Here is a 13,554-nt window from a genome sequence, read left to right as displayed (position 1 = left end):
AAACTTACGTCTTGAAGACGAAGTTTGCGGAATTTTGTGAGTGAGCTTGAATCAATCACGTCATCTTCTGGCGCCATACCTAAAAAATACTTGAAAGACATGTCATATTTTGAACGTTCGACAAGGTCTACATCAGATACATTAAAAATGGCTTTTAACAATAAGTACTTAAACATTCGAATCGGTGGAATCGCATTTCTTCCATTGTCTAAACAATATTTTGTTTTCAATTCTTCTATAATGAATGAGAAATCCACTAGTTCGTTAATTTGACGAAGCATATTATCTTTTGGCACGACAATATCGTAAATGGCCATATATGGACTTAAGTTGAAAGTCTCTTGGTTTGAAATCATTGGGAACACCACCTGCATTTAGTCTCTCAATTATAAATTAAAAAGGCGAGGTATTCGACGATTGAATCGTCGAATACCTCGCTAAGTGGAACCAGATGAAGTTTTTCAGTGCCCTCTTAGAATTCAGGGCTCAAGCCGCTTAGCTTAATACATTTTTTATTATTTCTACTGTCTACTTGACTGGTTGCAGTTCAGACAGGGTAGAAAGCCCTTCAAATTTCCTTTTAGTTGAAGAGCACTCTCACTATTTGAAAGAACTTTTTAGTGTGCTTATTTAGCGTAATCGTTCAGGCATCATGAAATCTAGGAACTCTATAATACCATTTCCAATCATAAGTTCTTCTCTATCTTGATCAGCTAAAACTCTTCTGATGGTGTCTTCTTTACCTTCCAACACTTTACTTGTCCAGTGCGGATCGATAATAAGAGAACGTCCTATTGCCACTAATTCAGCATTTGCCAATGTATTTTCAGCATCTTCTTTCGTACGTACATCACCAACACCAATTAGAGGTAAGCGACCATTAATTTTTTCATGAACATATTGCATTATTGATTTTTCTTTATAACCTTCAGATACAGATACCCGTTTGTAGTCACCCAATGAAATATGAAGATAATCTAATTCTTTATCAGCTAATTTATCAACTAGATAGATGGTATCCGCCATTTTAATTCCAGGCTCTTCATATTCCTCTGGAGAAAAACGATAACCCACAATAAAATTTTGGACATTTGAATCATCAACAACTGAAATAACACCGTCGACTAATTGGTTAATAAAATTAAATCGTTTCTCTAAGCTTCCACCCCATTGGTCTTCACGACGATTTGAATGAGGAGAGAAAAATTGTTGGATTAAGTATGTGTTTGCTCCGTGAAGTTCTACCCCATCAAATCCCGCTTTAATAGCACGTTCTGTAGCTTTTTTAAAATCTTCTATCAAAAGGTAGATTTCATCTTCTGTTAACTCTCTTGGAGTTTCTGCGTTCGGGCGTTCCGCAGCAATTGCACTTGCAGAAACAGGTTGTACCCCACGTAATACTTTTGAATCAGTCATTCTTCCAGCATGGAATAGTTGTAAAATAGCTTTTGTTCCGTTTCTTTTAATGGTTGAAGCTAGTCGACTCAGACTTGGAATGAATTTGTCAGATGCAACGCTTAGCTCACCTTCCCATCCTTTCCCACCATCTTGGACATTTGCAGCTGCAGTAATAACTGCACCTACCTCTCCACTTCTTAACGAATAATATTTCAATTCATCTTGTGTTACGACACCGTCAAAAAAACTCATTTTCGTGGTCATCGGAGACATTATTACTCTATTTTTAAGGGTTAATCCTCTGCGAAAAGTCAATGTATTATTCAAAACCGTCATCTTTTTTCCAACTTTCTAATAAATATCAAAATACTTCCTTGTATACAATTTTGTTCTTTCTATATCTTAAATAGGGAAACACCTTCATTCAAACAAATACTTGCTTGCGTAACACGTTAAATTATATGCATTACGCATGCATATAATTTAACGCTAATTATGATAGGTGTCAAATAAAAAAGTCGATTTATAAAAATCGACTTTTTCCCCATTAAAATTCATCTTTTAATCTATTTAGGCTAGTCTCTAGGTCATCTAGTGATAAATAATTTTCAACTACCCCACGAAAATCTTGAAGAGCCTTCTTTAGCGTTGTTTCGCCTAATTCAGTTAGTTTTGTGTACGTACCTCTTCGATCATCCGTGCAAACACTTTTTTCCAATGCCCCACAGCTACTAGACTCCATACCAGCTACTAATCTTGAAAGTGCACTTTGACTCAATCCAATTTTTTCTTGTAGTTGTTGTAGCCTTAGCTTCTTATCAGGGGATTTTGAGATATAATATAGTACATAGAATTCCTTTATTGATATCTTATAATTGGCTTGTAAAATACTTTCAGTCTCTTTTTTTATTTTATTCATAGTTGTATCTATTGACAGCCAATCTTCCATAAATGTTTCTTGATTGTCCATTATGCATTATTCAGTCCTTCTAAAAGAGTATTACTTTATATAATAAGTATATAGTAAGTACTCTTGCTACTCAAATCTTATATGTATGTAGCAAGCATGTTAATGTAACAATTATAATGTATCTCTCTGACATTCAATACAGCAAATTAAAATTTGGTATTATCACTTATAAGTATCTTTGTTGTTCATCCTAAGATCAAAAGAAGTTCCTGCATTAATCAGTATGAATTATTTAAATTTAGAGTAATAAAACCTCATTTACTTATGGTACGGTTCTCCATGATTAATATAAACGTGTATATATTATATTAATAATCACAATCATTGCCTTGTTAAACACAAGTCAAAAACGTTCTTAAATACTAACTTGCACCGTTAGTTTAAATAGAAAAAGGCTCTACTCCTTAATGAAGTAAAGCGCCAGAGTTTAAGAAGAACACAGTGGCAGTCTAGGATAGGAAAAAGTCTTAGATTGCCACTAATTTATTGAACTACTGCACTGAACTATGGGACTCTATATCAAAATCCACATCCTGAATAAATTCGATAACTTCTCCATTAGGACTGTGGATTAGAGCGTTTCTGATAATAAGTGGAGGCTCTCCGAGAGTTAGATTGTCTGCTTCCACATAAGGTTTTGCCCCATGGGCAAGTGCCGTTTGAAACGCTTTGTCGACATCTTCCACATAAAACGCTAGGTGAAGCATAGCTCCGTAAGCAACTTCCTCTTCCGACCTCGCTTTCTTCCCTTGTGCTGGAATGACAGCATCGTCATCAAAAACCTCGAGACATGTTCGGCCGTCGGGAGAGATCAACATCGAAGCTTCCTTGATTTGAAACGAAGGAAGGCTCCAATGATGTCCACGCTTAAATCCCATTGCTTCAATGTAAAACCGGATTGTTGCCGGATAATCTTTTGCCTGAATTGCAATATGAGCAAGACCTTTGATATTCAAATATCATTTCCCCTTTCTGATGAATTTAGTATAGAATAGTGTTGTAAGGAAATACATACAATAAAAAAGGATATTATCGCATTTCACTTTCCAAAAATAACGAAAATCAATTAATTTCATTCATTTTCGAAAATGCATTAGGAGGTATTATCTATGGAACATTGGATGGATGAAACTGATTACCATATAATGAGTCTTCTTCAGCAGAATGCACGTATGTCCATTTCACAAATAAGTAAAGATGTGTCCATGTCCCAGCCCTCGGTAAGGGAACGAATAAAAAGGCTTGAGGAGAAAGACATCATCTCGGGTTATACGGCAACCTATAGCCATCAGGCGCTAGGCCGAGGGAACACGGCATTCTTTCTTATAAAAACAGAGCAATGTCAAGCACTGGTGGATTTTTGCGAACGAAATCCCGTTGTAACCGATATGTTTCGAATTAGTGGTGAATACAATTACATGATCAAGATTCAGACTGCTTCCATAGAGGATATTGGTCAATTTCAAGATTCTATTATAAAGTTCGGACCATCCAAGTCCCTTATCAGCTTGAAAAACCTGATTGAGAATCGGATTCTACTACAAGCACCATTCTCAAAATAACAAAAGAATCCTACTTATGCTAAAATGCCCCGTTAGTTAAATAAGACATGATAAAACAACAATCGTTACGAACAAAATCATAAAAAATAGACCGAACATATTTTATATAAAATATGTTCGGTCTATTTATTTACATAAGTTTGAAGGTTGTCACCCTAAGAGTGAAAGCTTTGAGGAGCTAATATGATAGCAACTTTCGTTTTATATTTTTCCAACCTAAAATTTCTTTTATATATTCAGCAGGTGTGATTACAAGTAAGCTTTTAAATTCTTTGTAATAATGGGAAGGATCATAGTAACCATATTGGTCAATGTTTACAGGTGTCTCTTCAAAAGAAATATGTTGAAGTAAGAGTTGAATACGTATGAATTTGCTTAATTTTTTCGGTCCAAAACCAGTTTTTTTGTAGAAAAGTTCTCGGATATATCGCTCAGAATAACCTGTTTTATGTTGAATTACATCTGGTAAGAACAGCCCATAATTTTCAATAATAGAATCAAAACAAGTAGCGAATATTTCATCACCCAAGCTTTTTTCCTTTTTTCGAGAGCCAAAATACTCATTACAAATCTGCACTCTTTGTTCGAAATCTCCTGCTTCAAAAACAGCATTTATAAATTTCGAGTCTAGTGTGCAGCCTAATTCAACATTAACAAATGGTTGTTGAATAATTTGTTTTAATGCGCAATTGTATTGAATAACGGTTTGTTTTGGATTTAGACGAACCCCAAAATATTTACCTTTTGGGGTAAATGAATAAATTTCACGTGTAGTCGGGGTATTCCCTAAGACAACCTTTTGATCTTTTCCCATGTAAAACATTAAATCTTGGCAAGCATCAGGAATGACATGAATATCACTATTAATGCCTATTGGTTCAAATTCATAATAAAATAGTATATCCTGGTTTAACTCGCTGTTTGGAGTCAGTTCTCTATAAGAATACGTTTTTTGGACCAATTCAGGTTGGATTGGATAATAGCTACTCAATAAGCCGCCCCCTCACTTCACTCTTAAGTAAAATTAAAAGAATCCTTGCGCCTGTTCATTGTAACTAGCTAAAACACATTTAGTCGATTGATACGATTCTAAAGCTTTTAAATGATTTTCTCGACCGAAGCCTGACTTTTTGTAGCCGCCAAATGCTGCACCAGCAGGGTATTGATGATACGTATTTATAAAAACACGTCCTGCTTGGATCTCTCGACTTGCTTTATAGGTAACGTTTGTATTACGTGACCATACAGCTGCCCCTAATCCATACATAGTATCATTTGCAATTTCAATTGCTTCCTCGAAGGTTTTAAACGTAGTCACTGCCAATACAGGACCGAAAATTTCTTCTTGGAAAATACGCATTTTATTATTACCTTTAAAAATAGTTGGTTTAATAAAATAACCATCTAAATTATCAAGGTGATTTTCGGCGCCACCGATTAAACATTCTGCGCCATCTTGTTTGGCAATTTCAAAATAAGAAAGAATTTTTTTATGTTGTTCTTCTGAAGCCTGTGCACCCATCATTGTTTCAAGTTCAAATGGATCGCCAACTTTAATTTGCTTTACTCGTTCAATGGCTTTTTCCATGAAACGATCATAAATAGACTCATGGATCAGGGCTCTAGATGGACAAGTACAAACTTCACCTTGATTTAAAGCAAACATAACTAATCCCTCAATCGCCTTATCTAGATATCCGTCATCAGCATCCATGACATCCTCAAAGAAGATATTCGGAGATTTGCCACCTAACTCTAGTGTAACAGGAATTAGATTCTCAGATGCATATTTCATAATCAGTTTGCCGACAGCTGTAGAACCCGTAAAGGCCACTTTGGCAATACGTGGGCTTGAAGCTAACTCTTTCCCTGCCTCTACACCAAAACCATTAATGACGTTTAAAACACCTTTTGGTAATAGGTCTTGAATAAGTTCAACTACGAATAAGAATGATACCGGCGTTTGTTCTGCTAATTTTAATACAACACTATTTCCTGCAGCAAGTGCTGGCGCCAATTTCCAAGCTGCCATTAAAACAGGAAAGTTCCATGGGATGATTTGGCCAACTACACCAATTGGTTCTTGGTAATGATAAGCTACTGTATCCTCATCAAAAGGTGTCACTTGCCCTTGTTGTGCGCGAATGGCACTTGCAAAATAGCGGAAATTATCAATTGCCAATGGAATATCAGCATACATAGTTTCACGAATCGCTTTCCCATTATCCCAAGTTTCTACCCTTGCAATTTTTTCAAGGTTTTCTTCCATACGATCAGCAATCGCTAGTAAAATACGTGCCCGTTCTGCTACGGGTGTTTTCCCCCAAGTTTTTTGGGCTTCATGAGCGGCATCTAATGCTAGCTCTACATCTTCTTTTGTTGAACGAGCTACACGTGTATATACTTCTTTCGTGATAGGCGTATTATTATCGAAATACTCTCCATTTACAGGTGCTACCCATTCACCACCAATAAAATTGTCATATTTCTTTTTCAATTGAATGCCAAATTCTTCAATATTCGGTTTAACATTAATCATAATTATCGACCCCTTTAATGATGATGTTGTTGTTGTTCTTTTACAGGCACCTCATGTTGAATCTCAAAACTACTTAATACTAATATACAAATCATTAAACCAGCCACAATATAAATATACTTTGGAATGGCTTTTATAAAGATAGGAAACATCTCACGATTCCATAAACCGATAGAAACGATAGCACTTACAATAAACATCATTGTAAAAAAGATAATGCTTAACGTTAAATATTGAGTGGTCATTAATGTTAACATCACGCCCATCATTGCTCCCATAAAACTAGATCCTACACTTTCCATGAATAGATGCATTGGTAAACCTATTGACAGCAAATAGCCTAAAGCAATAGAAATAATAATAGATGCTATTGCACCTAGTACCATATCGGGGAGCCAGGTGGCCATATTCATCCCAATAGCAGTACTCATTGTCATAGAAATCAGCATTATACAGCACTTGGCCATGCCATGATTAGCAAAACGCTGTTTTAGTAAACGATTAGTGATTACCGTAAAAGTAACAATCACCAACATGCTTAGGAATGGTAGCATATAAACACTCCTTTAAGAGTTTTATTGTATATGACAAGACGAAGTTGTGTGACACTTCTTGTCCGGTCTAGGAACGTCTATTGCTGGGTTTCGATCAAAGAATCCAACCGGTTTTAATTGGAAACTGATGTATGCAGTTGGCATTACAGGCCAATCTTCAGGGCGTGGGATATGATGATGGCCCATTGTGTACCAAACGACGATATCTTCATCATCAATTGAACGGTTTTTCTCAATGTATTTTGGAAGTCCATCTCCTCCAGCATGTTGATTTGGATACATACCTGTTGCATATTTTTCATTTTCATCAAATTGCGTCACGTGTAAATGATGTTTAAGGAAACCAGCACGTTTCATGACACTTGATTCTTCATGAGCAAATGGGAAACAATTTTCGCCAGGCAAAATTTTATATCCAACAGGTTGATTCACTCGGTTAAGTGAGTTTTTATTAATAATTTTCCAAGTACGCTGCGTTTTTAAATCTAAATTACGTAACGCTTCCTCCTCCGTTTTAAAGATACGTGAAAGAGGATAGAAACCATTACTATTCGGATTGTGTTCACCCAATGTTTCTGAAACTGTTTCTGTTTCAACTACTGAGTTATTTTCACCGTCTAACATCGTATCAAGTCGGAAGTTGAAGAAGTGTTGATGATGTGATGCGTTTAAGCCTGGAGAAATCTCAGATCCATATTTTGTTTGGATGCCATCTTCACATGTTCCAGTGCTTAAAATACCTGTTAGCTTGACTTCAGCTTCAATCGTACCGTCTTGGTAGAAACTCCAATAGAAGCCGTAATCATAATTTCCTACTGTACAGAAGAATGAAATCACTAGTCGACGTGAACGCCTTACTTCTACATGCCCTGTACGCCAATCTGTATGTTTCCAACCAATCCCGTAATCTTCTTCGTGTAAGCAAATCGCATTTTTAATCGCACGCGCATTTCCTTTAACATCAGCTACAACACCATCAAAGTATTGAATTTCGCCTAAGCAGTCGCAACCTAGTTCTAACGAATTGGCTAATTGACCCATTCCATATTCACCAGCATCAAAGGCATTTTGTGTGTTATGCGAAAATGTTGGTTCACCATAAGGGACAACCATTTCTGATAATGCTGCACGATAAAGAATTGGTCGATCTTTGCCTTTGTCATGGTAATTAACTGTGTATATTACAAGGCCTTCACGTGGTGTAAATCCATAGCGGAAACTCCACTTTTGCCATTTGATCAAATTATCTTCAATTGTAAAGCTTGGACCTTCAGGTTGAATGATTTCTAATGGTTTCAAGTCATTTCTAAACACAATTGATTCATCAACTTCGGGATGGTAATTACCTGATGTTGTTGGAATTGGACGTACCCCATGATCTTCTACTTTGTAAACTTCCATTTTGTTTAAGTCTACATACGTTACAATACCTGTTAAAGGGTAAGCATATCCATTATCTTCTAGCGATTGTTTTTGCCAACAAATTGCACGAAGTAAACGTTTACCTTCATGTTCCTGAACACCAAAATTCCCTGCTGACCAAGGATCCACCATAATTAAATCAGGGTTGTCAATACCACGTTTCTGTAATGCTGCTACAAAATCAGGGTGGCTCTTTACTAATTCTTCACATTGCTCAAACTCCTCTAATGCTACATTTGGTTGTACACCAGGAATATATTCGTAGGAATCAACTTTTTCTGAAGTTAAATTTACAACTGCTTCAAATGTTTTCATTTCTTTATCATCTAAAATCACTAAAAATACTTGGCGATCTACAGTATTACCTGGTTTGTAATTTAGTACTTCTGATTTTTTAGGTTCATGTAACATCACTGACATAAATCGTACATGTTCAGACAACTGTTGCTGTTCCTTGACTATTTGAACAGCTTTTTCAATTTCTACTTCAGATAACGGTGATAATGGGTGGCATAGTTCAACATTTGAATTAACCTTTATTGACATTCTATCAACCCCTTATAATTTGTTCCCTTAATTATAATTTGAAAATTCAGTTAAGTTATTGTAAATAACGGCATTTTTATAGATAAGTTGCTTTTTTAGCTAAAAAAACACAATATTTTCTACTTTAAGTATTCTGCATTTTCGTAAAAAATACTAATTGAGCTGCAGTTAAGTCATTAGAATCCCATCTACCAAAAGCGATCCGACGGGAGACCACCATTTAGACCGTCTTCCAACTTGCCATATAATTCTCAATATACGTATCACAAACTCCATGTAATTTCGTTAAATTAAATATGCATTACGTGTTTGCAAATGGTCTTATGTCCTTTACTGGTTCCGTTGGCTTGATTTAGAGAAAAACGTAGTATTTGAAATACGAGTGGAGCAAATGCTTATTTCAGCGTGACAAAAATCGAACTATAATACTGTCAATTCTTTAAGGGCAACTTAGTATGGAATAAAAAAGAGGATAGCGAAAAATGCTACCCATCTTGTTTTAATTAGCTTTCGGCAATACCGTAAGCAAGTAATAAAATATACCCGATGATACAGATTGCAATAATGTTAAGTATTATTAGTAGCCATTTTAATAAACCTTTTTTTGCTTTGAATCCTAAAAAAGCTCCTAATAATGGGAACAAAAACATTGAAAGAACATATGGTTTACCTAATGCTCCTAACGACACTCCATTCCACATTGTAAAAAACATAACAACGAAGATTGCTAAAGTAGTAAGTGAAAGAACACTATATTTATTAATTCGGGTTCACCTCCCTAAAAGTTGGTTGTTATTCCCTATTTATCATATTCGAACCTTTATACAATGACCGTTTAAATTCCTTTTACGTCATTATAGTACTTTTTGGCTTAAAAGCAGCAAAGTTTACGAAAACAGCCTCAATAAAAAAGACCATCAAAAATGATGGTCCTACTTCACAAACTATCACACAGTCATTAATAACAAAGGACATTATAGCTAATAAAATCCTTCATCTTTAACTTTTTTGTTCCATAATATTTCTAACAAACAATTGCTTATTTTTATGAGCAATTGTACTTACTATCGCAAGTAATAGCCCTGAAATAACGAATACAGTTCTAATTCCTAACAAATCTGCTAATACTCCCATAACAAGAGAGCCAACGCCAAATATCCCAGTTCCGATTGCACCTAACGAGGTATAAACAGTTGACAACTGTTCTTTTGGTACACTAGTTTGTATAACCGTTTGTTGAGGAATTTTTTTAATTTGTCCAAAAAGCCCTACACAGAGAGATAAAAGCAAGGAAATGATTGGAATGCTGTTTAGGCTAAATAATATTGTGAATAAGAAACTTGCGAATGAACCGAAAAAAATAAAGGTTCCTATTTTCTTTTCAACAAATGAAGAAAATTTAATACAATAAGCACTTCCTAAAATCAGCCCTAAAAAGTTAGCTCCATTGATAAATCCCCACCATTTTTCATCAACGTTCAAAGCATCGTTGACAAACACATATAAAATAGCAGCTATCCAAACCGTTGCTGCAATTGTTTCTAAAAATTCTATCCAAGCAATCCTTCTTAATACCGGAGTGTTAGATAAAGTTTTCCAACCCTCTTTAATCTTTTCTAGTTTCCCTTTTAACTCGGTTGTTTCATAGATTACACTTTCTAAAAGGCAAAGTAATATGCTTGCAATTACAAATAAACATCCAACTAACCAAATAAGTTGTTGAGAATTCATAATAATTAGCAATGAACTTCCTACGAACCACATACCTGCTTGTATGACCTGCGTAATAGTTTCTGAAATTCCATTAGCTTGAATTAGATGTTCAGGTTTAACATAGAACGGCGTCAATGTCTGTCGTATTGGATCAGCACATCCGTCAAAAAAAGCAATTAAACCTATTATTAAAAAGATAAAATAAAAATTAGCTGCTGTTAAACCAATTAACATAAATCCTAGAATAAAGAGTAAAATCGTCTTTACAATTTGTGACCCAGCAAGTAACCATTTAAGATTTAATTTATCAACCAAAAGAGGTGTCAGCAGACTGGATATAAACATAGAAGAAGCAATTGTAAATGGCACAAACGATGCTGCAATTGCAGAACCTGTTAATACAAAAATTGTACTTATAACACTGACTATATATAATACATCGCCTATATTAGCGAGTGACTGACCCAATAGTAATAAAGAAAAGTTTCTATTCAATTTCATTATATATCCCCCAATATTTCATTCGAATTTTGGCTTAATAGAGGAATATTAGATTGGACTATTCATTAAAATTTGACTCCTATCATATATCGGACAAATCTGGGGGACGTAGATTTATCGCAAGTTTTGTATTATCAATAAATATTTATATGAATTATAGCATTGTTTTTAATATATTACATTAATATCCATATATACAATTAATAACTGATATAAGCTCCTTTAAATTACTGCAACATTAGATTGATTTAATTGTTGTAGTAAATAGGGTTATCTGTGGTAAAAAAAGATAGATAGAGCGAATTTAATTAAGCTCTTCTATCCTTTTAATTTCTATACATATAAGACACTATTTAAATAATTTCAGCCTATAACTTGACTTTTCAATAAAACCTATTTGCTTAGCTGGTTTATTTAATTGATTATCCCTTATTCTTCCCATGACAATCGTATTATAATAGTTGCCATCTGAAAGGAGTTTATCATTTTTTAAGACGCCTTCTACTTCAAAGCCAAGCTTTTTATAGAGTAAAATTGCTTTGTCATTTGTCTCTACAACAGTCAAAGCCATTTTTTTAATGTCATTATTGTCAGCCCACTCAACTGATGCTTTTAAAAAATTCTTCCCTATTCCATAGCGCCAAAACTCCTTTAATACACCAACACCGAATTCTACTTTATGAGCAAATCTTTTTAATGGCGACCCCTCACATCTAGAAAATCCGACGATTCGATTATCGACCACTGCTACTAAACACAAATTCCTTGGACTTTCTGTGTCTTCCTTAATGATTTTTTCAAATCCTGTTGTATCTATGAAGCCTTCCCCTTGTTCTCTATCGAAGTTTTCCGTTTCCCCATCAAGTTGTAGCCTCAGATCTGATAATGCTTTTGCATCTTCTATATTGGCAGATCTAATTGTATAATGAAGTTCATTTACATTAAATTCTTGGCTATTTATGCGCATTATTGAAACCTCTTTTACTTAGTTTGAAAAAAAGTACTTGGCTGAATGTTCACGAATCGATTATGCCAAACGGACTCATGATGCTTTATAATTTGCTGTGCATCTAATACGTTACTATCTAGTGTGGTATGTGCACCTTCAACTAAAATATTATGATGGTATCCACGGCTATAGGCATTTCGGATGGTCGTATCAAGACAAAATTCTGTTTGAGCACCAGCAAAAATAAGCTGCTCAATTTGTTGTTCTTGTAAGTATTGTGCTAATTCCGTTTGATAAAATGCATCCCACGTTGTTTTTTGAATCACTTTATCCTCCAGTTGTCGTAGAAGCCCGTGATATAGATCCCAACCTGGCTTACCAAACGCAAAATCGTCATCTTTATTTGAATCCGTATGCTGGATAAAAATAATTGGAACTTCGCTGTGTCGTGCCCAAGTTATTAACATATTAATATTTTCTAATACTTTTTCGTAATCAAATAAGTAGTTTTCACTATCCAAAAAGAATGCTTCCTGCATATCCACGATAATTAATGCCTGCTTCATATAGTCCTCCTTTAAGAATCTGATTTAATTCTCTTATTGTACAAAAATATATTTTCCATTTAAAGAGAATTATGAGAAAAGAGGTAGATTTCCATTTTAGATGAACTTGTTCTGGTGGGCGACTGATGAGCCACTTGTGGAAATACGATGTTGATACGAAATCGTTATCACAGGATGTGATATTTTCCTCTACCCCTGGGTTTCAAGTACTAATTTATCAGCCAGTTTTATATTCTCCTTTAAATAAATAGGTATAGAAGAATTACTAAGTATTTGTTCAGTTGTCATCCACACTATACTGTCAACTTCATCAGGACTCTTTGCAAAGGCTTCTCCGAACTGATGATTACAAAGAAATACGATGTCTACTACATTAATACCTGCATCTGTCAAAAAGGAGGAGCTATTAACATATCTTAGGTTTGAAACCTTCACTCCAACTTCTTCAGTAATTTCCCTTATTAGTGTTCTTTCTAAAATATTTGTTGAGAACCCTTCCTTTTCGACCTTGCCACCTACAAGAGACAATACTCCCCCTGCATGTTCTTCTTTTTCACTACGTTTTATTAACAACCATTTTTCATTTTTGTATATTGCAGCTTCAACATTAACGATAAACATATAATTGCCTCCTAATAAAGTATATTATATGTATTTTCTGCATCAGAAGAGTCTTCTCCTTTATCGATTTTTTCTACTGCAAGTATTATTATGCATGGTAAGAGACATTGTAATAACGAACGTTACCAAAAACGATTAAACGGCTTAAGCCCATTAGTTTAAAGGGTTTAAGCCGCTCATAATATTTTTTACTATTTCCTCCGTCATGTGACA

Annotated in this window: 14 protein-coding genes; 1 reads left to right on the top strand and 13 read right to left on the bottom strand. The window is 34.9% G+C overall.

All coding sequences use genetic code 11. The features are described 5' to 3' along the window. From ACFVT8_RS15395 to ACFVT8_RS15380, 4 genes are all read right to left on the bottom strand, one after another. Nucleotides 1-356 (bottom strand): transposase (locus tag ACFVT8_RS15395; protein ID WP_387224286.1); only part of this gene is annotated, 356 nt, incomplete at its 3' end. A gap of 274 nt (nucleotides 357-630) precedes the next feature. Continuing rightward, nucleotides 631-1,734 (bottom strand): NADH-dependent flavin oxidoreductase, encoded by a 1,104-nt coding sequence (locus ACFVT8_RS15390; protein ID WP_387081452.1) that lies wholly within the window; start codon nucleotides 1,732-1,734, stop codon nucleotides 631-633. Nucleotides 1,735-1,945: 211 nt separating this feature from the next. Beyond that, a complete protein-coding gene (locus ACFVT8_RS15385) occupies nucleotides 1,946-2,368 on the bottom strand; it encodes a MarR family winged helix-turn-helix transcriptional regulator (protein ID WP_387081451.1) in 423 nt (140 codons plus the stop codon). A gap of 491 nt (nucleotides 2,369-2,859) precedes the next feature. Next, nucleotides 2,860-3,324 carry a VOC family protein gene (locus tag ACFVT8_RS15380; RefSeq protein WP_387081449.1) on the bottom strand — a complete coding sequence of 155 codons (465 nt, stop codon included), beginning with the start codon at nucleotides 3,322-3,324 and terminating at the stop codon, nucleotides 2,860-2,862. Between the two features lie 153 nt (nucleotides 3,325-3,477). On the opposite strand from ACFVT8_RS15380, the gene ACFVT8_RS15375 reads away from it, so the two are divergent. Next, nucleotides 3,478-3,930 (top strand): Lrp/AsnC family transcriptional regulator, encoded by a 453-nt coding sequence (locus tag ACFVT8_RS15375; protein WP_387081447.1) that lies wholly within the window; start codon nucleotides 3,478-3,480, stop codon nucleotides 3,928-3,930. A gap of 178 nt (nucleotides 3,931-4,108) precedes the next feature. On the opposite strand, the gene ACFVT8_RS15370 is transcribed toward ACFVT8_RS15375, so the two are convergent. The 9 genes from ACFVT8_RS15370 to ACFVT8_RS15330 all read right to left on the bottom strand — a co-directional run bounded on the left by ACFVT8_RS15370 (nucleotide 4,109) and on the right by ACFVT8_RS15330 (nucleotide 13,341). Continuing rightward, nucleotides 4,109-4,921, bottom strand: coding sequence for a DUF6597 domain-containing transcriptional factor (locus tag ACFVT8_RS15370; protein WP_387081445.1), 813 nt, complete (start codon nucleotides 4,919-4,921; stop codon nucleotides 4,109-4,111). Between the two features lie 33 nt (nucleotides 4,922-4,954). Beyond that, nucleotides 4,955-6,469 carry an aldehyde dehydrogenase family protein gene (locus tag ACFVT8_RS15365; RefSeq protein ID WP_387081443.1) on the bottom strand — a complete coding sequence of 505 codons (1,515 nt, stop codon included), beginning with the start codon at nucleotides 6,467-6,469 and terminating at the stop codon, nucleotides 4,955-4,957. 14 nt (nucleotides 6,470-6,483) lie between these two features. After that, nucleotides 6,484-7,023, bottom strand: a complete 540-nt coding sequence (locus ACFVT8_RS15360; protein WP_387081441.1) for a hypothetical protein — start codon at nucleotides 7,021-7,023, stop codon at nucleotides 6,484-6,486. Between the two features lie 21 nt (nucleotides 7,024-7,044). Beyond that, nucleotides 7,045-8,991: a primary-amine oxidase gene (locus tag ACFVT8_RS15355; RefSeq protein ID WP_387081439.1), complete on the bottom strand. Its 1,947-nt coding sequence runs from the start codon at nucleotides 8,989-8,991 to the stop codon at nucleotides 7,045-7,047. A 503-nt stretch (nucleotides 8,992-9,494) separates the two neighbouring features. Then, a complete protein-coding gene (locus ACFVT8_RS15350) occupies nucleotides 9,495-9,680 on the bottom strand; it encodes a hypothetical protein (protein WP_387081438.1) in 186 nt (61 codons plus the stop codon). Between the two features lie 310 nt (nucleotides 9,681-9,990). Further along, nucleotides 9,991-11,205 (bottom strand): MFS transporter, encoded by a 1,215-nt coding sequence (locus tag ACFVT8_RS15345; RefSeq protein WP_387081436.1) that lies wholly within the window; start codon nucleotides 11,203-11,205, stop codon nucleotides 9,991-9,993. Nucleotides 11,206-11,554: 349 nt separating this feature from the next. Beyond that, on the bottom strand, nucleotides 11,555-12,172 hold the full coding sequence (locus ACFVT8_RS15340) for a GNAT family N-acetyltransferase (RefSeq protein ID WP_387081434.1): 618 nt from the start codon (nucleotides 12,170-12,172) through the stop codon (nucleotides 11,555-11,557). Between the two features lie 14 nt (nucleotides 12,173-12,186). Continuing rightward, nucleotides 12,187-12,720, bottom strand: a complete 534-nt coding sequence (locus ACFVT8_RS15335) for a cysteine hydrolase family protein (protein ID WP_387081433.1) — start codon at nucleotides 12,718-12,720, stop codon at nucleotides 12,187-12,189. Nucleotides 12,721-12,909: 189 nt separating this feature from the next. Then, nucleotides 12,910-13,341 (bottom strand): NUDIX hydrolase, encoded by a 432-nt coding sequence (locus tag ACFVT8_RS15330; RefSeq protein WP_387081431.1) that lies wholly within the window; start codon nucleotides 13,339-13,341, stop codon nucleotides 12,910-12,912. Nucleotides 13,342-13,554: the final 213 nt, after the last annotated feature.

The organism is Lysinibacillus sp. NPDC058147 (genome assembly GCF_042884205.1).
Lineage (GTDB): Bacteria > Bacillota > Bacilli > Bacillales_A > Planococcaceae > Lysinibacillus.
This window is presented reverse-complemented; position numbering and strand designations above follow the sequence as displayed.

Bases quoted from the DNA above. Each gene is read 5' to 3' on its own strand.
- ACFVT8_RS15390 (WP_387081452.1), bottom strand. From the start codon at position 1,734: ATGACGGTTTTGAATAATACATTGACTTTTCGCAGAGGATTAACCCTT.
- ACFVT8_RS15385 (WP_387081451.1), bottom strand. From the start codon at position 2,368: ATGGACAATCAAGAAACATTTATGGAAGATTGGCTGTCAATAGATACA.
- ACFVT8_RS15375 (WP_387081447.1), top strand. From the start codon at position 3,478: ATGGAACATTGGATGGATGAAACTGATTACCATATAATGAGTCTTCTT.
- ACFVT8_RS15365 (WP_387081443.1), bottom strand. From the start codon at position 6,469: ATGATTAATGTTAAACCGAATATTGAAGAATTTGGCATTCAATTGAAA.
- ACFVT8_RS15360 (WP_387081441.1), bottom strand. From the start codon at position 7,023: ATGCTACCATTCCTAAGCATGTTGGTGATTGTTACTTTTACGGTAATC.
- ACFVT8_RS15355 (WP_387081439.1), bottom strand. From the start codon at position 8,991: ATGTCAATAAAGGTTAATTCAAATGTTGAACTATGCCACCCATTATCA.
- ACFVT8_RS15345 (WP_387081436.1), bottom strand. From the start codon at position 11,205: ATGAAATTGAATAGAAACTTTTCTTTATTACTATTGGGTCAGTCACTC.
- ACFVT8_RS15340 (WP_387081434.1), bottom strand. From the start codon at position 12,172: ATGCGCATAAATAGCCAAGAATTTAATGTAAATGAACTTCATTATACA.
- ACFVT8_RS15335 (WP_387081433.1), bottom strand. From the start codon at position 12,720: ATGAAGCAGGCATTAATTATCGTGGATATGCAGGAAGCATTCTTTTTG.
- ACFVT8_RS15330 (WP_387081431.1), bottom strand. From the start codon at position 13,341: ATGTTTATCGTTAATGTTGAAGCTGCAATATACAAAAATGAAAAATGG.